13 protein-coding genes and 3 pseudogenes are annotated in these 18,588 nt (G+C 68.0%); 7 read left to right on the top strand and 9 right to left on the bottom strand.

Annotated elements, in window-relative coordinates:
• Window positions 1–1,470, bottom strand: coding sequence for an NAD(P)/FAD-dependent oxidoreductase (locus I1A62_RS08775; protein ID WP_219461123.1), 1,470 nt, complete (start codon window positions 1,468–1,470; stop codon window positions 1–3).
• A gap of 159 nt (window positions 1,471–1,629) precedes the next feature.
• Here I1A62_RS08775 and I1A62_RS08770 point away from each other — a divergent pair, with 159 nt between their 5' ends.
• The gene (locus tag I1A62_RS08770) at window positions 1,630–2,877 is read left to right on the top strand and encodes a CdaR family transcriptional regulator (RefSeq protein WP_219458521.1); all 1,248 of its coding nucleotides are present in this window, start codon (window positions 1,630–1,632) and stop codon (window positions 2,875–2,877) included.
• A gap of 480 nt (window positions 2,878–3,357) precedes the next feature.
• Here the strand turns inward: I1A62_RS08770 and I1A62_RS08760 are convergent, their stop codons facing one another.
• The 3 genes and pseudogenes from I1A62_RS08760 to I1A62_RS08750 all read right to left on the bottom strand — a co-directional run bounded on the left by I1A62_RS08760 (window position 3,358) and on the right by I1A62_RS08750 (window position 6,334).
• On the bottom strand, window positions 3,358–4,392 hold the full coding sequence (locus I1A62_RS08760; protein ID WP_219458520.1) for a glutamate ABC transporter substrate-binding protein: 1,035 nt from the start codon (window positions 4,390–4,392) through the stop codon (window positions 3,358–3,360).
• Window positions 4,392–5,737: pseudogene (locus I1A62_RS46845) on the bottom strand (hypothetical protein). The gene I1A62_RS08760 and the pseudogene I1A62_RS46845 overlap by 1 nt, the downstream one beginning before the upstream one ends.
• Before the next feature lie 381 nt (window positions 5,738–6,118).
• The gene (locus I1A62_RS08750) at window positions 6,119–6,334 is read right to left on the bottom strand and encodes a biotin/lipoyl-binding carrier protein (RefSeq protein WP_124395312.1); all 216 of its coding nucleotides are present in this window, start codon (window positions 6,332–6,334) and stop codon (window positions 6,119–6,121) included.
• Between the two features lie 356 nt (window positions 6,335–6,690).
• On the opposite strand from I1A62_RS08750, the gene I1A62_RS08745 reads away from it, so the two are divergent.
• Window positions 6,691–7,272, top strand: a complete 582-nt coding sequence (locus I1A62_RS08745; RefSeq protein ID WP_219458519.1) for a dihydrofolate reductase family protein — start codon at window positions 6,691–6,693, stop codon at window positions 7,270–7,272.
• 627 nt (window positions 7,273–7,899) lie between these two features.
• The gene (locus I1A62_RS46255) at window positions 7,900–8,028 is read left to right on the top strand and encodes a hypothetical protein (RefSeq protein WP_257890742.1); all 129 of its coding nucleotides are present in this window, start codon (window positions 7,900–7,902) and stop codon (window positions 8,026–8,028) included.
• Between the two features lie 5 nt (window positions 8,029–8,033).
• On the opposite strand, the gene I1A62_RS46250 is transcribed toward I1A62_RS46255, so the two are convergent.
• The 4 genes from I1A62_RS46250 to I1A62_RS08725 form a co-directional block, all read right to left on the bottom strand.
• Window positions 8,034–8,186, bottom strand: a complete 153-nt coding sequence (locus I1A62_RS46250; RefSeq protein WP_257890741.1) for a hypothetical protein — start codon at window positions 8,184–8,186, stop codon at window positions 8,034–8,036.
• Between the two features lie 131 nt (window positions 8,187–8,317).
• Entirely contained in the window at window positions 8,318–8,542 is a 225-nt protein-coding gene (locus I1A62_RS08735) for a hypothetical protein (protein WP_257890740.1), read from the bottom strand.
• Window positions 8,543–8,833: 291 nt separating this feature from the next.
• Window positions 8,834–11,077 (bottom strand): bifunctional diguanylate cyclase/phosphodiesterase, encoded by a 2,244-nt coding sequence (locus I1A62_RS08730; RefSeq protein WP_219458518.1) that lies wholly within the window; start codon window positions 11,075–11,077, stop codon window positions 8,834–8,836.
• 28 nt (window positions 11,078–11,105) lie between these two features.
• Window positions 11,106–11,807 (bottom strand): nucleotidyltransferase family protein, encoded by a 702-nt coding sequence (locus I1A62_RS08725; protein WP_124395307.1) that lies wholly within the window; start codon window positions 11,805–11,807, stop codon window positions 11,106–11,108.
• Between the two features lie 493 nt (window positions 11,808–12,300).
• On the opposite strand from I1A62_RS08725, the gene I1A62_RS08720 reads away from it, so the two are divergent.
• The 4 genes and pseudogenes from I1A62_RS08720 (at window position 12,301) to I1A62_RS08710 (ending at window position 14,465) form a co-directional block, all read left to right on the top strand.
• Window positions 12,301–12,564 carry a hypothetical protein gene (locus tag I1A62_RS08720; RefSeq protein ID WP_219458517.1) on the top strand — a complete coding sequence of 88 codons (264 nt, stop codon included), beginning with the start codon at window positions 12,301–12,303 and terminating at the stop codon, window positions 12,562–12,564.
• 204 nt (window positions 12,565–12,768) lie between these two features.
• Window positions 12,769–12,954 (top strand): annotated as a pseudogene (locus I1A62_RS46245) (alcohol dehydrogenase catalytic domain-containing protein); the annotation flags it as partial.
• 55 nt (window positions 12,955–13,009) lie between these two features.
• Entirely contained in the window at window positions 13,010–13,786 is a 777-nt protein-coding gene (locus I1A62_RS08715) for a zinc-binding dehydrogenase (RefSeq protein ID WP_257890739.1), read from the top strand.
• An 85-nt stretch (window positions 13,787–13,871) separates the two neighbouring features.
• Window positions 13,872–14,465: a hypothetical protein gene (locus I1A62_RS08710; RefSeq protein WP_257890738.1), complete on the top strand. Its 594-nt coding sequence runs from the start codon at window positions 13,872–13,874 to the stop codon at window positions 14,463–14,465.
• Between the two features lie 268 nt (window positions 14,466–14,733).
• On the opposite strand, the pseudogene I1A62_RS08705 reads toward I1A62_RS08710, so the two are convergent.
• Window positions 14,734–18,203 (bottom strand): annotated as a pseudogene (locus I1A62_RS08705) (protein kinase).
• Between the last annotated feature and the right edge of the window lie 385 nt (window positions 18,204–18,588).

Genomic DNA, 18,588 nt, shown 5'->3' with positions numbered 1-18,588 from the left:
TCACGAGGCCAGCAGAGCCGGCGGGTGGGCGGTGAATCGCAGGTCGGGGTCCTCGATCGGCCCCTCACGCAGTCGCTCGACGTCCTTGTCGTAGGCCATCGCGGCCGTCCACGGGCCGCTGGTGCCGGCACGGGGGAACGCGGCGACCGCACGCTGGACGTATCCGGAGGTGAGGTCGAGCAACGGGACCCGTTCCATGTCCGGATCGGTGAGGACCGGTTCGACGGTGGTGTAGCCGCGCTCGTCCATGTGGTCGAGCAGTCGGCAGAAGTGCTCGCTGATGAGGTCGACCTTGAGCGTCCAGGAGATGTTCGTGTAGCCGAGTGCGAACACGAAGTTCGGTAGGCCGCTGAGCATCATCGACTTGTAGACGGTCGTGTCGGGCGGATTCACCGGCTCTCCATCGACTTTGATCCGGATCGCACCGAACGCGAGCATGTTCAGACCGGTGGCGGTGACGACGACGTCGGCCTCGAGTTCCTGGCCGGACTCGAGCCGGATCCCGGTTTCGGTGAAACGCTCGATCCGGTCCGTCACCACCGAGGCCTGGCCTGTCGAGATCGCCTTGAACAGGTCGCCGTTGGGCACCATGCACAGGCGCTGATCCCAGGGGTTGTAGCGGGGGGTGAAGTGGGTGTCGACGTCGAAGTTCTTGGGCAGCTGGCGGCGGACGCCGGCGATCAACAGCTTGCGCATGAGCTTCGGGGAGCGGCGACAGGCCTTGAAGATCCCGCGGTGCATCATGATGTTCTTGCGCCGGATGATCGGGTAGGCCCGCTTCGGGCCGATCAGCTTGTTGAGCGTGTTCGCGATCGCGTCCTCGGCCGGCAGCGAGAGCACGTAGCTCGGCGAGCGCTGCAACATCGTGATGTGCTCGGCGGTGCCGGCCATCGCGGGGATCAACGTTGCCGCGGTCGCGCCGCTGCCGATGACCACCACCTTCTTGCCGGAGTAGTCGAGTTCTTCGGGCCAGTGCTGGGGATGAACCACCCGGCCGGTGAAGTCCTCGATGCCGTCGAACTCGGGAGTGAAGCCGGACTCGTGGTTGTAGTAGCCGGTGCCGGAGAACAGGAATCGCGCTGTGATCTGCACGGTCTCGTCGCTGCCGGAACGGTGTGCGGTCACGGTCCAGCGCCCCGCCGACGAGGAGAACTCCGCCGACGACACCCGGTATCCGAAGCGGATGTGCTCGTCGATGTGGTTCTCGGTGACGGTCTCCTGCAGGTAGTCCAGGATGATGTGCGCGTCGGCGATCGCCTTCTTGTGCGTCCACGGCTTGAACCCGAAGCCGAAGGTCGGCATGTCCGAATCCGAGCGGATCCCCGGGTAGCGGAACTGGGTCCACGTCCCGCCGATCGCGTCCTTACCGTCGAGGATCGCGAACGTCGTGTCCGGCCGGCGGGTCTTGAGGTGGTAGGCCGCGCCGATTCCGGAGATGCCGGCGCCGATGATCAACACATCGAATTCCATGGTCTCCACCTCGGGGATGGTCGTGATCGTCACTGGTGTCTCCTGGACGCTGTCGAGCGGGGGTGTGATGTGATTCACAGTAAATCCGCATCGGCACCCGACGACATGTCCGCACGCCTACACCTTGCCCCCGACTATGTGCGGTAGCACACTCTGTTCATGACCAGCGCAACGACCCCCGCGGTGATCGTCAGGCTCATGGGTGACGTCGCCGAGTCGATGCTCGCCGAACTCGATCGGTTCGTCGAAGACATGGACGCCGAGGTGGTCAAGCTGGCCCCAGCGCTGGGCGCCGATGCCGCGATCGCGGCGGAGATGTCGGCAAGCAACCGCGCGAACGTCGCGCGTCTACTGACGACACTCGCACGCCGCGACGGCCGCGCCGCACCGATCGACGTCCCACCGGAGGCGCTGGATGTGGTCCGCACCATCGTGCGCCGCGGCATCGACCTCGACGTGATCTTCCACGCCTACCGGCGAGGGCAGAACCTGGTGTGGCAGAGCTTCATCGCCCATGCGGCTCGGGTCGTCCCGCCGGGCCCGCAGCTCGTCGAGTTGTTGGAGGCGTTTTCGCAGCACCTGTTCGAGAACGTCGACCACGTGATCGGCCGCGTCATTGCCGACGCGCAGCGCGAGCGTGAGGAGGTGCTCGGTGGTGCGCTCGCACGCCGCACCGAGACCGTTCGTCTGATCCTCGACGGTGCCCCGATCGACAGCCGCCGAGCCAGCGAACGCCTGGGGTACGAACTGGCCCGCCGCCATACCGCACTCGTGTTGTGGGCCCAACCGCCCGGCGAGGTGCAGGGCGCGCTGGAGTCCGCCGCCACCAGCCTCGCCCGCGCCGCCGGTGCGCGCCCTCCGCTGACCCTCCCCGCCGGAACCTCGACCCTGTGGGCCTGGCTCGGCACCGACTCCGACCCTGCGCTCGACGCACTGCACGACGCGCTCACCCGAGCGCAACCCAACGTCCGCGTCGCGGTCGGCCCCACCCAGCCCGGCATCACCGGGTTCCGCCGCTCACACGATGCGGCGCTGACCATCCAGCGGCTGCTCAGCGGGCACCCGAGCGGCGCGCGCCTGGCGCTCTACCGCGACCTCGAAGTCACGGCACTGGCAGCGCAAAACCAAGACCGCGCGGCCGATTTCGTCGCCACGACGCTGGGTCCGCTCGCCGCGGACACGCCCAGCGCGGCGCGGCTCCGCGAGAGCCTGCGGGTGTTCCTCGACGAAGCCGAGAACGCGCCCCGCGCCGCCGTCCGCCTGCACACCCACCGCAATACCGTCCTGCAACGTGTCGCGCGTGCAACCGAACTCCTCGGTCACCATCCCGGCGAACGCCGGCTGGCGCTCGAACTCGCGCTGGAACTCGCCCATCACATCGGGCCCCGGGTCCTGACCCGGACCTGACGAACATTCAGGTACCCCCTGACGCGACACCCTCGCGGCCCTCGACGACCACCAACTGCGCGCCGTCCTCGCCCACGAACGCGCACACCTGAACGGCGGGCACCGTCTGCTGCTCGGCCCGGTGCGGGCCCGCGCCGCAGCGATGCATCCGTTTCTGCCGGACGGCGGGCTGGTAAATGCCGCGGGCGGATTGGGCGACATAGGACAGGGCCATGACGGAGGCGCGGACGTCGCAGAAACGCCTCGGCAAGCTCGTCCTCCCCCGCCGTCATCTACACCGGACTCGCACCTCGCACCCCCGAGTCCGTCGAGGACTGGGACCAGATCGCCGACACCAGCTGACCGGCGAAACTGTTTTGCTAGTGCGAAGTCCGCCAGTCGAACCGGAGCATGGCTGTCGCGGCCGGACTCGACGCTCTTGGACAGTTCCGAACTTCACTGCGTGGAAGGCTTGGACGCGGACTGCAACTCCGTGTCTGCTCAGTCGCGGTAGATCGCTGGGGGTGGGCCCGAGACCGGTCCGAGCGGGGTGGCCAGCCACCGGTCGTAGATGCGCATCCAGGTGCCGTCGGCGCGGATGCGGTCGAGTGTGCCGTTGACGAACCGCACCAGGTCGCTCCGGTCCTTGTTGACCCCTATTCCGGCGTGTTCGGTCTCGAGCGGTGGTCCGACGATCTGCAGTTCCGGGTCCTGGGCGGTGAATCCGGCGAGAAGTGAGTCGGAGGTGCTGGCGGCGTCGGCCTGTGCCTTCTGCAGGGTGACCAGGCAGTCGTCCCAGTCGGGGACTGCGACGATCGTGGCCTGCGGCGCGACCCGCTGGACGGTGGCCAACGAGGTGGTGGCGATGAAGCTGCAGACCCGTTTCCCGGCGAGGTCCGCGGGTCCGGTGATGTCGGAGCCCTTGGGGACCAGCAGGCGCTGGTAGGTGCGCAGGTACTCGGTGGAGAAGCCGACCCGTTGTGCGCGATCACAGGTGATGGAGGTGGAATGGACGACGACGTCCACGTCATTGTTCTCGAGTGCGGTGAATCGGCCGGCGGAGGTGAGCAGTCGGAATTCGAGTTTCGCCGGATCGCCGAAGATGTCGCGGGTGATCTCGCGGGCAATGTCGACGTCGAAGCCCTGCAAGGTGCCGGTGTCCGGGTCCCGGAAGCTGAGCAGATTGGTGTTCTGATCGATACCGACAATCAACCGGCCGCGAGCGGCGATCTCGGCGAGCGAGCCGCCGGGTGGCATCTGTCCGGGTGCCGGCGGTGGGCCGGGACGCAGGCTGGCCAGGGCACCGCACGATTCGGGTGATGGTGGTTCCGGAGGCGCGGTGCCCAGGGGCGCGATGATCTGTGCGCCACCCGACATCGGTCGGGTGTACAGACCAGTGGCGGTCGGGGTGAGCGGATCCGGTGCGGCGCACGCGGTGAGGACGGCGCCGGCGGTGGCGATGATCGCGACGCCGACGAGGATCCCGGGCCGCGTCCGCGGTCCCCCGCTCTGTGTCGGTAGCGTCATCCGGGTCATCAGTGGTACTCGTTCAGTCTCGGCCAGATACCCCCGCCGACGGCAAATCCGCCGAGAACTCCGATTACGATGCTACCGATGGCCAGCTTCGACATCGACCGATACGTGTCGGTCACGGCGTCGACCTCGTCGTCGCGGAGCCGGTCGATTGCGCTGCGCAGGGACTGGTCGAGGGCGGCGAACCGTGCCGTCGATGCGGCAGGATCGGATCCGACGGCGATCGCCGCGGCGGCCGGGTAGTCACCGCGATCGAGGGCACTGTCGATATCCTGATGCGCGGCACGCCACCCGTCGAGTGCGGTCACGGCGCCGTCGATCGGTTCCGCGGCGGCACGTCCGTGTGAGTCGGCCAGCTGCCGGGCGAGTTCCTCCGAGAGCGCCTCCGTACGCCGGGCATAGTCGATCTCGTACCGGGTGTCCGATCCGCGTTGCACTATGGCGAGGGTTTCGTCGGCGCGGGCCTGCTGGGCCAGAATGCGAGCGTGGACGACGGCATCGAGAGGTTGGGTCCCTTCGACTCTCGCGCGGTCGCTCGCCATCGACGACACCACACTTGCCGCGACCAACCAGATCAGCAGAACGGCCATCAGTGCGGTGGCGGCGGCGAGGCCGGGTTGACCCGACGTTTGTTCTTCCGCCGCAGGTACAGCTGGGCGAGGATGAGGGCGACGAGCACGGCGACGGTCACGGTGAGGGCGGTCGTGGGCAGTTGCGCAATGTGGGTCTGGGTATCGGCGACCGTCTGGGATTGGTGGACGTAGAGGCGTTCGGCCATCGGGAGGATGGTGTCCTGCATGAGCGTGGAAGCATCGGACAGGTACGCCACCGCGACCGGGTTGCCGGCCCGGTCGTTGGCCTGCGCAGTCGCCACCAGGTTGGAATACTCGGCGAGGTTGCGCACGATGTCCGACAGCAGTGCCAGCGATTCGGCGTCCTGCGACGAGACGCCGTTGGCTGCGGTGACCAACGCGCTCGATGCCTCGCCGACCGCCTGGGTGTACTGCTGCCGGACGGCGGTCGTTTCGGTGCCATTGGAGAGGAAGGACGTGGTGGCGTCGGCGTCGGCGATCGACAACGCGCTGTAGACGTTCTGGGCGGCATTCATCAGCGGTTCGGTGTGCGTGCGGAGGGTCTCGACGCGCTGCTGCCGGGCTGCAACCGCGGCCGAGGTGATCACAGCAGCGGTGAGGACCGCCGCGACGAGCAGGATCCCCAGCACGGACAGCCGTCCCGGCGTGGAGACGAGAAAGTCCATCCACCGACGGCGGCGGGCCTCGGGCTCGACGACCAGGCCCTCATCGAGAGTAGGGGCTTCGGTAGCGACACGGTCACCACGGTGGAACATCCGGCCTCCTGCCCCACAAACCTGCTGGTCGGTCCCAGTCGGGATTGCCCGGCGGCCGTCCAGAGCAGCGACAGAATCGGCAGTGCATCGCCGCCGAGTACAGCATGACTCCTAGGGGCCGGCCGAGGGAAAGACACCGGGTGCACGAGGAGATCAACGAACATCTCGAGACAACCCGTCAAATCCTGCTTGGCGCGTGAAATCCGATTGCCTGGATCCACTTCCTTCCGAAGGTGTCATCGCTGTCGGCATCGCGACCGGGCGGCATCTGTATGGACCGCCGCCCGGCCGCATCATGCTCTGGGTGCTGATCGGCTATCGGTCCCCGGGGAGCAGACGTGATCGTGTTGTCAGGGATCTGCCAACCGCGACTCAGTGACATCATGCGAGTTCGAGGAGGAGGTCTCCCTCTTCGACGGGATCGCCTTCGTTGACGGGGATTTTCGATACGGTTCCTTCAGTGTCGGCGAGGATCGGGATCTCCCTCTTCATCGATTCCATGATCAGGAGTGTGTCGTCGACATCGATCGCCTGTCCCACCTTGACCAGGACTTTCCATACGGTGCCGGTGAGTTCTGCATGGATTGGACGGTTCATCTCTACTCCTCGAAGGTGTTGATCGGTGCGCAAGGGTCAGCGGACCCGGCCGTCGCGCATACGGTGGACGATGCCGGTGTCGCCGCCACCGTGTTCGCGATCAACCCCGCCGGACCGATCGACCGGGGCGACCTCGCCAGTGGCGCAGCGACTTCGACCAGGCCCACTTCGGCCACGAGTTCCGGGCGTTCACCGGGCTCACGCCGACCCGGTACGTCGAAGTCCGGCGGCGGTTCCTGCGCGAACATCCAGGTCACGTGCTGGGCAGCTGGCCGCTGCCGGCCGATTGATTTCTTATAAGAGCGACAGCTCACGACACGCTAATTTGGGTGCACCCCAAAGCAGAGGAGAGCCCCGTGGGCAAGGTGGTCATGTACAGCTCGGTGTCGGTGGACGGCTTCGTCGCGGACGAGAATGACCAGCCCGGACCGCTGTTCGACTGGTTGTCCAGCGGTGACGTCCCGTTGGACGAGAGCGGCGAGATCACGGTGTCGCAGACGTCCTACGACTACACCCGGCCGTACTGGGACCAGATCGGGGCAACACTCGTCGGCCGCCACGTCTTCGACATGACGGACGGCTGGGACGGGAAGCCTCCGGGCGGGATCGACCACGTGGTCGTCGTGACGCACCGGCCGGAGCCCGAGGGTTGGAACCCCGAGGCGCCGTTTCACTTCGTCGACGGCGTCGAGGCAGCCGTGGCCAAGGCGCAGGAGCTTGCGGGTGACCGCATGGTCGAGGTCGCCGCTGGCGACGTCGGTGGCCAGGTGCTTGCCGCGGGCCTGGTCGACGAGGTGCGCATGGACGTCGTACCCGTCGTGTTCGGGTCCGGCAAGCGCTACTTCGGGTCGGTCCACGCGCAGCACCTGTTGGAGGATCCTGACGTGGTGATTCAGGGCAACCGGGTGCTTCACCTGCGCTATCGGGTGCGCCGTTGACCGATCTGAGCGGGTACGCGAAGAAGTCCACTGCGAACGGTGACACGAGATCGGGCCTCCGGCTGCGTTTGCGCATCGCTGTCCTGGTCGGGCAGCCGACGCCGATCCGCCCCAGCACCTCACCTGCGGCAAGTTCAATTCAAGATCACTGGTTGCCGGTTTCCGTCGTATCTTGGCCGGTTTGTGCGGATCGGGTTCGTCAAGACGACCTGACGAATCGCCAGGTCATGAGGAATCTTCATTGAGGCCGTCAGACGAAGCAGCCATCCGTGCGGGTCAGGCCAGTGGCAGTGATGCCTGCTCGTATTGATCCGCCAGCAGCTTTCCGTCCACAGCGCGGTGCTCGGCGATCTGGAGTTCAACCGATGCACCAGCGAGTAGAGAGTCAGCACGCCGCAACGGGCCAGGCGTTGTCACCGACTCGGCCAGATCCTTGAGACGGCGACGCAGCGCGTCGACGTCCTCACGGACGCTAGTAGCTCGTCAGCGGTACTCATCAATGGTCATGATCGACGCCGAATCAGCCTCGACCACGGTACCCAGACAAATCCAACGGTGTCGCCTCTGGGTCAGTCAGGTCCGGATCACTTTGCACTTCAGGCCAACTCCGAGAGTCCGGGGCCTATTATGGTCGTTCGACTCGCGGCTGACACCGCGGGGACGTTCGCTCTGCCGTTGGTGGGTGCGTTCGTGCCGATGGCGGCAATGGTGGCGTGGATTTCCATGTCGATGGAGCTGTTCTTCACCCCCGGCTGAACCTTCTATTCGGGGTGTCGAGGGCGTTGGTGATTCGTTCGTGGACCGGAGGTTTCGAGGTTCTGGCCGGCGGGGCGGGCAGCGGTGTGGGTGCGGGCGGCTCCGGCGGCGAGGACGACCACCCGGCGGGCTCGATCGGAGAATCTCTCGAACACCATGACGCACTCCCTCCCGAGGCGTCGCCGCGAGTGACGCGATCCACTGCTGAACTCCCTGCTGTTCATTTTGGAGGCCTGGGCGGGTGCGTAGGTGGATCATCGCGCAGTCTCTGTCGATGCCGCTCCCACTCCTACATGCGTGCCATCCTGGCCGCTCCCTCGGCGTCTCGTCGTGGTTGTGCCCGGTGGTGCCCGAGAGCGATCGTGATCCGGACGGTGGTGGTTCGCTGGCGTAGGGCATGGGAGCGGGTGGCAGCTGCCTGGTCATCGAGCATTCGGCCAGCAGCGCGATCCATGGTGACGAGGACGATCTCGTACGCCAGGCGCAGCGGTGCCCGCTCATCGAGCCGGGACATCCCGACATCCTCGACCAGTTGAAAGGGAAGTGCGCGATGTCGTTGTTCACGCGTAGGAGAGCCCTCGGGAGGGAGCCGAGTGTCACCGACGGATCGTAGCCCGGCCGAGACGTGCCGTGAGCGAACTGCGCATAACCCTGCGGAGAACGGCGATCGACCTCGTGAACCGCGGCCGACGGAGAGGCTGTAACCCCCATTGTCGTTGCAAACCCCCATTGTCGTTGCAGCGCTGTCAGCGCGTACCGCCATTTCCGCGTGGTCCTGGGCGGAGCCGGGCCGTGCGGTATCGGCTCAGTGGGCTGGCGGGGGTACCGAGTTCGGTCCGTCGGTGCCGGCCCGCTGGTCTGCCTGCAGTGCGGGGATGGCGTCGGCGGGGGCGGGTTCGGCGAGGTAGGAGCCTTGGGCGAGGTCGCAGCCGCAGGCGTGGAGGGTGTCGAGTTGGGTCTGGGTTTGCACTCCGTTGCCGATAACGGTGGCGCCGTAGGCGCGGGCGATGGTGACGAAGGCGGTGACGACGGCCTCGGGGCGTGGCCCGGGGAGGGCGGTGATGTAGGACCTGTCGATCTTGAGGGAGTCGAAGATCGGGTAGCGGATGAGATATCCGAGTGGGCCGTGTCCGGTGCCGAGGTGATCGAGCAGCAGCACGACTCCCAGTTCGTGCAGCGCGGTCAGGGTGTCGACGGTTCGGGCGGTCACCGATGCCGATGCGGTCTCGCTGATCTCGAGGCCCAGGCGGTGCGCGGGCAGCCCGGTGTCGGCAAGGATGTCGGCGACCTGGTCGGCGAAGAGGGGGTCGCGCAGTTGCACGGTGCTGACATTGACGTGGACGCGGACCTCGGTCCCGTCGTGCGCCGGCCAGGCGGCGGCCTGCCGGCAGGCGGTGCGCAGCCCCCAGGAGCCGACGGGACCGATCAGGCCGGTCCGTTCGGCGACGGCGACGAACTCGGTGCGACTGATAATCCCGAGGGTGGGGTGCGCCCACCGGACCAGGGCCTCGACGGCGACGACGGCGCCGCATCGTAGGTCGACGATCGGCTGGTAGAGCAGGGTCAGCTGGTTGCGGTCGAGTGCGGTGCGCAGGTCGGTGGACATTCGCAGCACCCGGTCGGCGTCGTAGCTGCCGCTTTCGCCCGGGTGGTAGAGCGCGTGACCGCCGGCGCCGGCGCTCTTGGCCCGGTACATCGCCAGGTCGGCCCGCCGGATCAGTTCTTCGGTGGTGCAGGTGGGGTCGGAGACGGCGATGCCGATGCTGGCGCGCAGCGGCACCGGGGTTCCGGTGGAGTGGTCCGGGGTGCGTAGCGCGGTGGTGATCCGGGTAGCGAGGTCGACCGCGGTGTCCGCGGTGCCGACGTCCTCGCAGACGATGACGAATTCGTCGCCGCCGAGGCGGGCGACGGTGTCGGTGGGGCGGACCGCCCCGACCAGTCGCTCCGCCAGCCGGATCAGCGCTGCGTCGCCGTGGGCGTGGCCGAGGCTGTCGTTGACGACCTTGAAGTCGTCGACATCGACCAGCAGCAGAGCGAGAGGGGTGCGATCGCGGTGTGCGGTGTGAAGGGCGGCGGTGATCTGCCGGTACGCGGCGGTGCGGTTCGGCAGCCCGGTGAGTGGGTCGCGGTTGCTCTGCTGCCGGACCCGGGTTTCGGTGTCGATCCGGCCGATCGCGGCGGACAGCACGGCGGCGACCGCCCGCAGGAACGCGACATCGCGGTCGGTGTAGTCGCGGGGGCGGGCGCTGTGCACGGTGAGCACCCCCCACGGGGCGTCGTCGCTGATCGGCACGCTGATGCCGCTGCGCAGCCCGCGCCCGGCCATCGTGGTGGTGGCGAACCGGGTTTCGTGCTCCCGGTTCGGGCAGACCACCACGTCACCGGTGGCGAGGGCGTATCCCGGTTGGGTTGCCGGCCCGGCGGCGAAGCTGCGCGGGGTCGGGGGTTGTCCGCGGTAGGCGACGATGTCGAGCGCGTCGCCGGTGTCGGTGAGCCGGGCGATCGAGGCGCACTGCACCCCGATCAGGGTGGCGGCCGCACCGGCGGCGGCGGGCAGCAGGGTGTCGAGGTCGGCGTCGACGGCGAGCTGACCGAGCTCGGCCAGGGCGTGTTGTTCGTGGGCCCGGTGCGCGGCCTCATCGAGTGCTTTCCGGAATCGGCGATCCTGGGTGCGGCGACCTCGGCGGTCGCGGGCGATGATGGCGATCACCGCCGGGCCGGCCTCCCCGGTGCGCACGGTGAAGGTGGAGACGGACACCGGGATCGGCGCCCCGGTGCCGAAGTGCCGCAGCTCGCTGGTCCCTTCCCAGTGCCCGTCGCGGGTCAGGGCCGCCTCCACCGCGGGGGTCTGGGCCAGCCCGGCGTCGGTGAGGAATTCGGCGGTGGTCCGGGCGTGGGCGTCCGCGTCGTCGCGCAGGCCCACCAACCGGATTCCCGCCGGGTTGAGAGACAGGATGCGGCCGGAGACGAAGTCCGACACCATCACCAGGTCCGTGGCCCGCTTGAACACCGACCGCCACAGGTCGGGGCCCTGCGACTCGAACACCATTGCACCCCCTCCCCGTGGCCCGAGCTGCTCATCGGACGGTGGGTTCCGGCCCGGGGCCCGATGGTCGGGTCGTCGGACACGACCGCGGGCCTCCACCCGCGGCGGCGGGTGTCGCCGCCGCGATCGACAGATCCGTGACGAGCCCGAGGAAGGCGCGTGCATAGGGGGAGTCGGCGGTGGTTGCGGCGACGGCCGGCCAGTCGACCCGTTCGCCCAGGGCCCGGGCGAGCTGCACCATCGGCACGAAGTCGCACCGATGCGTGCCGAGTTCGTGAAGTTTGTCGATCATCAGATCGGTGGCAGCGATCACCGGGGCCGCGGCGCTCCCGATCTGCACCGATGAGGCCCGGTCCAGCAGACGCCCGGTGACCGCGACGGAGTTCGGGCGCCCGAACACCAGCTCGACCGGGGTGTCGCCGTCATAGACCGTGTTCAGCCGGTCCTCGCGTCGCCCGGCGGCCCGCATTCCGGCGGTGGCCAAGGCCTCGGCTGCGCGCCGCGCATCGTCTCGTGTGAGGACGATGGTCACGTCCTGCCCGGCGGGTGGCCCGCCGAGCAGGTGTGCGGCGCAGTCGCCGGCCACGGCGAACCGGATCCCCTTGGCCGAGAGGAGCTTCACCACCCGCACCAGGGTGTGCTGTAGCTCCTGCTCCCGAGCATCCGTCGCACGGGGGTCGGGGAACTCGCTCGACCGCAGGGCATGCCGGTGGGGTTGCTGTTCGGTGACCATGGAGCGGGCGTACCCGATCCCGATGCGATAAACCCTCCCCCTCCCAGCACGAGCCCGCAGGCGTCGCACCGACGGCGGAGGCTCGCTCGACGGAAGGGGTGGTGAACGTCCCCGGGGGCTGACACCGGGAAGTCACGGGTCATGCCCCAGACAGGGGTTCGGCCGGGAATGTTGTCACATTCTCGGCCGGATCTCTGCTTCTCGAGTCTTTCACCGTTACCGATTACTCTCTCGATCCGCGAATTCTAATTTACGCCCGCTCAGCGGCCCACCGCAACGCCACGCATCGACTCGTCACAGGTGCTGTTCGCCGGTGACGAGGATGAGGGCGTAGCCCCCGGGCGAACGGCGCGACCGCCCGCCAGCCCTCGGCGGCCAGTGCCGAGGTGGCGCCAGATCGGCGCGGTGTCCGGGAAGCCGTGTAGCAGCACCGCAGCGGCGCGTCATCAGTGCTTATGATCCAGATGTGTAGCCGAGCGGAAGGCGCAGACCGATGCCCGAGAAGAAGGATCGCAGTCCGAGACCCGAACCCGGTCCATTCGGCGCGGGCGCGCGGGTGCTGGTGCGCCGGCCGTCCGAGTCGGCACAGACCGGTCGGATCATCGAGGATTACGCCGAGCTGACCAACACCGAGGAGCGCGGGCACGCCTGGGCGCCGGTGCACCGGTGGGCTATCGCCCTCGACGACGGGCGCCTGGTCTTCGCCGACACTGACGACCTCACCGCCGACCTGAGCACGCCAGGATCCTCCGGGTAGACCGACCCCGGCCGGTGGACGAACCAGCCCGAGACCATGTCCCCGGGCGACTGACCAGGGTTGTTTCACCGCCACGCTGCCGGTGATGAAGAACGGCGCCGTGCCACCGAAACAGAAGACGGTCGCGTTTCCCGTCGCGAAACCGCTGAGCTTCCCCGCAACCCCGGGCACGAACGCACCGGTCTCGAAGTCGAATCCTCCGCGGTGTGTGGAACCGATGTCAGTTTCTACCGGGACGGACTCGACTCGCCCACCGTGCTCGGTCATCACGTCGTCGGGACCGTCATCTCGGTGGAAGAGACCCAGTCGACCGCGTGGGACGTGCGGCCCGGCGACCGGGTCGCGTTGGAGGAATACCTGCCATGCCTGCGGGAGGCCTGCCCGGCGTGCCGCATCGGGGACTACCGCATGTGCCCACACCGATCTGTTCGCGGGGAAACGGCGAGTGGGTCTGGTCTCGGCGGACGACGGGGCCGGCCTGCACGGCGGCAACGCCGAATACATGCAGCTCAGCGTGAACAGTCTCGTCTACCGACTACCGGCGGATCTCGACGCGGATCTCGCGGCGTGGACGCTGCCCTTCGCCAACGCGCTCGACTGGACGGTCGACGCCGGCGGCGCCGAGGAAGGCTCCACCGTCGTCGTCATCGGCCCCGGCTACCACGGCATCGCCGCGGTCGCCGCGGCCCGAGCCGTCGGCACCGCCTGCAAGGTCGTGATCGGGGTGCCGGAGTCGGTCGGCCGACTCGAGATCGCCGAATCACTCGGTGCGGTACCGGTGATCAACAACAACCACAGCCTCCCCGAGCTGATCTTGCGAGCAACCGGCGGCGAGGAAGCCGACACACTACTCGACACAGTCGGACTTGGGGGAGAGGCCGTTGCCGCCGCCGCCCGCGTGCTGCACAGGCGGGGCCGGCTGGTCATCGGCGGACTGGGCTCGACCCCGGTCTGCGAACTCGATCTCAAATCCCTGGTACGCGGCGCCAACACCATCGTCGGTGTCCGCGGCCGCTCTCCCGATGCGGTCGCACGCAGCATCGAACTTCTCGCCGACGGGCGATCAGGCCTGGAGATCGTGCCCTCCGTCGACATCGACCTGGATCAGGTCGACGACATGCTGGGACGGATGGTCACCGGACAGGGGCCGGTGAGCCCGCACGTCGTCATCCGCCCGCAGCTGCGCCGCTCGACCGATCAGAAACGAGGAACGTTGTCATGAGCGAGATGACACCACGCCGACTGTCCTACGCGGCACGAATTATACTGGTGCCCTTGGGGAATCGGGTCACAGACTCGTCGACCAGATGGCTGCGGCCGGGCTGACCGAGGTGCAGGTGGTCACCGAGCACTCACCGAACGAGGCAACCGTGCGCGACATCAACGCCGACACCACCACCATGCGCCGTATCGACGAGTTGGTCACCGAATCGGACATGGTCATTCTCATCGGCTCGGCGCTGCCCCAAGTCCCCGTCGGTTTCGCCATCACGATGGCCGAAGCAGCCCGCCAGTCGGGCAACCTGCTGGCCGGTGTCCTGGTCGATCAGCAGGACTGGGACAGCCCGCAAGGCGCCGAAGCGATGGCAGTACTGAGGATGGAACTCGACATGCTGGTGTCCATCACCCAGGTCTCGCTCGCCACCGCCTTCGTCGATGTCCTCAAGGGGGATATCGCACCGCGGGTGCGTACGCGCCTGTTCTCTCGACCCCAAGTATCTGAAAATGACACAAGAGACCAACAACCTGCTGGTCCGGCAACAACGACTCGAATCCAAGGGCGTGTTGTCGCTGACCCCGGAACGACCGGACGGCGCCGCCCTCGGCGAATGGGAGCCCGGAGCACACATCGACATCGTGAAGACCTCCGGGACTGTCCGGCAGTACAGCCTGTGCGGTGACCCCACCGACAAAACCGCCTACCGGATCGCCGCCCTCAAAGAGGACGAGGGACGCGGTGGGTCGAAGGAAATCCACGACAGTGTCCGGGTGGAGGACCTTCTGGCGGTACGTGGCCCCCGCAACCACTTCGCCCTCGAGCCGGCCACCCACTACCTCCTGATCGGACGCGCGGGATCACAGACCACGGCATGCCCGTATCGCTCGACGGCTCGGACAGCGTGTGCGCGGCACGGCGGACAAGGTCGGGTTTCACGTACGCAGCGCGCGTCACGCCACGTCGACGGTGGCGGTGTCTGCGGTCAGCACGTCGGTGAGGAAGGACGTCGGGACGGGGGCCCAGTCGGGCGGGCACCGGCCGGCGAGCTGGTCGTCTCGCAGGTCCACGACGAGTTCGCGGACGTAGAGCGGGCTGTCGAGCAGTAGTGGGTCATGCCGAGCTCTGCGCACTGCGCCGCGATCGAGGCGAGCAGCTTCTTCGCCTCGTCGGTGCGCCCTGCCGCTGCCAGACAGACGACGAGCAGGCGCTTGGCCTGCAGCAAGGCCCTGCGCCGCCCCGAACCCTCGAGCATGTTCACCCATTCCTGTGCCCAGGTGCAGGCGAGCCGGGTGGTTTCGGGGGAGTCGTCCGCGATCAGCAGCCTGATGGCGGTGTCTTCCTCGAGCTGCGCGGTGATCGCGTCGATGCCTTCGACGGGCCGCCGGCGCGTGGCGTACTCGGCGCGGGACGGCGGTTCGAGGCCGGCAGTCGGGGGCAGGCCCAGCCTGACCCTTTCGTTTTCGATCCGGGCTCGCAGGCGTGGCAGGCCCAACGTCGCGGCGGTCCGGGCGCCCTCGTCGAGCCGCTGCGCGGCAGTGGATCGGTCCCCGCGGAGCATCTTGATCCGGGCTCCGGCGGCGTACCGGGCGAGCTTGAAATCGACCAGGCCACCGCCGGCGCCGAGCTTGCAGCCCTCGTCGAGGAGTCGTTCCGCCTCCTCGAGCTTGCCCTGCTCGTAGAGCAGTTCGCCGAGCAGCGATCCCGCGAGCCGCGCGGCGAACGAATGGCTCCCGCCCGATCGCCGGGAAACCCGCAGGGCTTTCCGGAAACTGTCCTGGGCCTCGCGGACATCGAGGCGTTCGTTGGCGACGATGCCGACGAAACAGTGTCCGTGCATCACGCCGTACGGACCGATGTTCTCTGCGTGATAGGGGGCGGCCCACTGCTGTCGCCGGAGTGCCTCGGCGAAGTCGAACCGGTAGATCGCGGCGAAGGCGGCCACGTCCGCGGCTATGGATACGACAAACGGCCGCAACGTGTCCGGCCGCGACAGGGCTGCTGCGAGCAGCTCGTCGACGCCCTCGACCCGGTCGGCGCGAGCCGCCACCACGGCCTGCACCACGTTGGCCTCGGCTCGCAGCTCGGCGATCTCGGCGGGGGTGGGCGAGCCGTCGTCGAGTGTGGATTCGACTAGATCGAGTGCCCGCTGGGTGGGCTCGGTGCGATGGAGCAGGATGTTCGCCCACGCCACCGCGAGCTGCAATCGGGGGCGGGACAAAACGATTCGTGGCGGGAGTTTCGCGACGAGTCCGAGGAGGGTGGACATCTGCGACCGCTCGAGCAGATAGATTCCATCACGTTCGACCAACTCCACGGCCCGGTCCGGGTCACCGGCGGCCAGGGCATGGTCGACGGCCTCGCTGACCAGCTTGCGATCGGCGAACCACCGGGACGCGGTGCGGCGCAGGTCGGCGATCCGCTCGGGGTGCTCGCGTTCGAGGCGTTGCTGCAGACACTGCGCGAACAGCGGGTGATAGCGGAACCACTCCCGGTTGTCGTCGATCGCGCGCAGGAACAGATCCCGCTCCTCGGCCCGCTCGAGCATGATTTGTCCGTGGTCGACGTGGGACAGAGCGGCGGCCAGGTCACCGTGGACTCGTTCGGCCACCGAGGTCGCGAGCAGGAAGTCGAGCATGTCCGCCTCCAGAGTGTCGAGCACGTTCTCGGTGAGGTAGTCGCCGATGGCGCGGTGCCGTCCGGACAGTGACTCGATGAGCTGCGCGGGGTCGTCGCTGCCGCGGAGCGACAATGACGCCAACTGCAGGCCCGCGGCCCACCCCTCGGTTGTCGCGGTCAGCTCGTCCACGTCGTCCTGCTCGAGCGTCAAGCCGCCCAGGTCGACGAGCAAGGCGTGAGCTTCGACGGCGTCGAACCGGAGGTCGGTGGAGTCGATCTCGACCAGATCGTCGCGCACCCGCATCCGGCTCACGGGGAGGCCGGAGCGACTCTGGGTGGTCACGACGACCAGCAGGTGGTGACAGGCGTTGTCGAGGAGGAACTCCATCGCCGCGATGGTCGCGGCAGCGTCGACGCGGTGCCAATCATCGATGACGAGCACAACGGGTTCGCCGGCGTCGTGGATCTCGTTGATCAGCGCGGTCAGCACGTACCGGTCGGCCCCTTCGCCGTGATATTCGAGCGCCTGATCGAGATCCTCGGCCAGGGCGGGACGCACCCGCCGGATCGCCTCGAGCAGGTGCCCGAGGAACCACACCACATTGTTGTCATCGCGATCGACGGTCAGCCAGGCGACGACCAGCCCCTCCCCGGCCAGTACCTCGCGCCACTGGGCGGCGAGCGTGGTCTTGCCGAAGCCGGTCGGTGCATGGACGACGGTCAGTAGTCGCCGCTGCCCGGCCCGCAGCAGATCGAGCAACCGCCCGCGGTGCACCAGCGTCCGGGGCGGTGTCGGCGGACGGAACCGGGTCTCCGGGGCCGGCGGGGTGAGAATGCGGGCCCCGGACCGCCGCTGGGCGCCGTACCGGCCCGAGGACTCGTCGTCGGGGGCGACCATCGGGTCGGGGGGCAGCGGTAGATCGTCGACGATCAGGCCGTGCCGCTGCTGGAGCATTCGCAGGTTCTCCCCGAACTCGGCGGGGGCGGTGGGCCGATCGGCGGGATTGCGGGCCATGGCCGCTTCGATGACTGCGCACACGTCGGCGGGGATGCCCGCGCCCCGCAAGCCCGGAACTGGTTGAGTGGTGATCCGCAGGAACTGAGCCACCACCTGCTCACCGCTGCGGCGTTCGAATGCCGCATGCCCGGTAATGGCACAGAACAGCGTCGCACCCAATCCGTAGACGTCCGATGCGACGGTCGCCGACCGCCCCTCGAGCACCTCCGGGGCGGTGAACGCCGGCGACCCGGTCACCGCGCCCGAGGTGGTCTCGAAACCACCGGCGACGCGGGCGATGCCGAAGTCGGTCAACTGCGGCTCGCCGTAGTCGGTGATCAGGATGTTCGCCGGTTTGACATCGCGGTGCAGGGTGCCGATCCGGTGTGCTGCCTCCAGTGCCCCGGCCACCTTGACGCCGATCCCGAGCGCCTCGCTCCACTCGAGCGGGCCGGACCGGCGGATCCATGCCTCCAGCGAATCGCGGGAGTGGTACGGCATCACGATGTAGGGCCGCCCGGATGGCGTGGTACCGACCTGCAGAATGTTGACGATGTTCGGATGGCCGGACAACGCGCCCATGGCGCGCTGTTCGCGCAGGAACCGTTCGAGGTTGTCCGGATCCAGATCGGCGGTGAGCACCTTGACCGCGACCGTCCGGTCGAGGGCACGCTGTAGGCAGCGGTAGACGATGCCGAAGCCACCGCGCCCGATTTCGTGGGCGCCCTCGAACCCGGCACCGGCCAACTCCACCGCGATCCGGGACGTCAGGTCACGCTGCGTGACCAGCGGATCGAATGCGGCCATCACCCATCGCCCCCGAAGCTTGGTGCCCGCCCCTGCACACCCATGGCATCACCTCACGACCAGGTGATCTCAAGTTTAGTCGGCTGCATGTGTCAAACCTCGCGGGTTGGTTCGGTTCGCGCGAAGTGCCCGTTATCCCAAAGGGCGGCACAACAGACGGCGCGCGTGTCCACGGGGCACGCGAGATGCCCGTGCGATCGACGCAGGGGTCATCGCCACGTCTCCGATGCGGTCGTATTGGTAAAAACGGCACGTGCTCAGTACATTTCGGTGCGGTTCGACCGGACCGCAGCATAGGACCCTCACTTGCGAGAACGAAACGTCGACGGGTGCAGGCGACTGAGGCAAGGCGGCGTTTGTGTCAGCCGCACTACTTACCGATGTG

Source organism: Rhodococcus sp. USK10, assembly GCF_019378875.1.
GTDB classification, from domain to species: Bacteria; Actinomycetota; Actinomycetes; order Mycobacteriales; family Mycobacteriaceae; genus Rhodococcus_F; species Rhodococcus_F pseudokoreensis.
The sequence above is the reverse complement of the archived record's forward strand: the minus strand, read 5'-3'. Positions and strand labels throughout refer to the sequence as shown.

Excerpts from the sequence above, each read along its gene's own strand:
- I1A62_RS08775 (WP_219461123.1), bottom strand. The coding sequence starts at position 1,470 with ATGGAATTCGATGTGTTGATCATCGGCGCCGGCATCTCCGGAATCGGC.
- I1A62_RS08770 (WP_219458521.1), top strand. The coding sequence starts at position 1,630 with ATGACCAGCGCAACGACCCCCGCGGTGATCGTCAGGCTCATGGGTGAC.
- I1A62_RS08760 (WP_219458520.1), bottom strand. The coding sequence starts at position 4,392 with ATGACCCGGATGACGCTACCGACACAGAGCGGGGGACCGCGGACGCGG.
- I1A62_RS08750 (WP_124395312.1), bottom strand. The coding sequence starts at position 6,334 with ATGAACCGTCCAATCCATGCAGAACTCACCGGCACCGTATGGAAAGTC.
- I1A62_RS46255 (WP_257890742.1), top strand. The coding sequence starts at position 7,900 with ATGGTCGTTCGACTCGCGGCTGACACCGCGGGGACGTTCGCTCTGCCG.
- I1A62_RS46250 (WP_257890741.1), bottom strand. The coding sequence starts at position 8,186 with ATGGTGTTCGAGAGATTCTCCGATCGAGCCCGCCGGGTGGTCGTCCTC.
- I1A62_RS08735 (WP_257890740.1), bottom strand. The coding sequence starts at position 8,542 with ATGTCCCGGCTCGATGAGCGGGCACCGCTGCGCCTGGCGTACGAGATC.
- I1A62_RS08730 (WP_219458518.1), bottom strand. The coding sequence starts at position 11,077 with ATGGTGTTCGAGTCGCAGGGCCCCGACCTGTGGCGGTCGGTGTTCAAG.
- I1A62_RS08725 (WP_124395307.1), bottom strand. The coding sequence starts at position 11,807 with ATGGTCACCGAACAGCAACCCCACCGGCATGCCCTGCGGTCGAGCGAG.
- I1A62_RS08720 (WP_219458517.1), top strand. The coding sequence starts at position 12,301 with ATGCCCGAGAAGAAGGATCGCAGTCCGAGACCCGAACCCGGTCCATTC.
- I1A62_RS08710 (WP_257890738.1), top strand. The coding sequence starts at position 13,872 with ATGGCTGCGGCCGGGCTGACCGAGGTGCAGGTGGTCACCGAGCACTCA.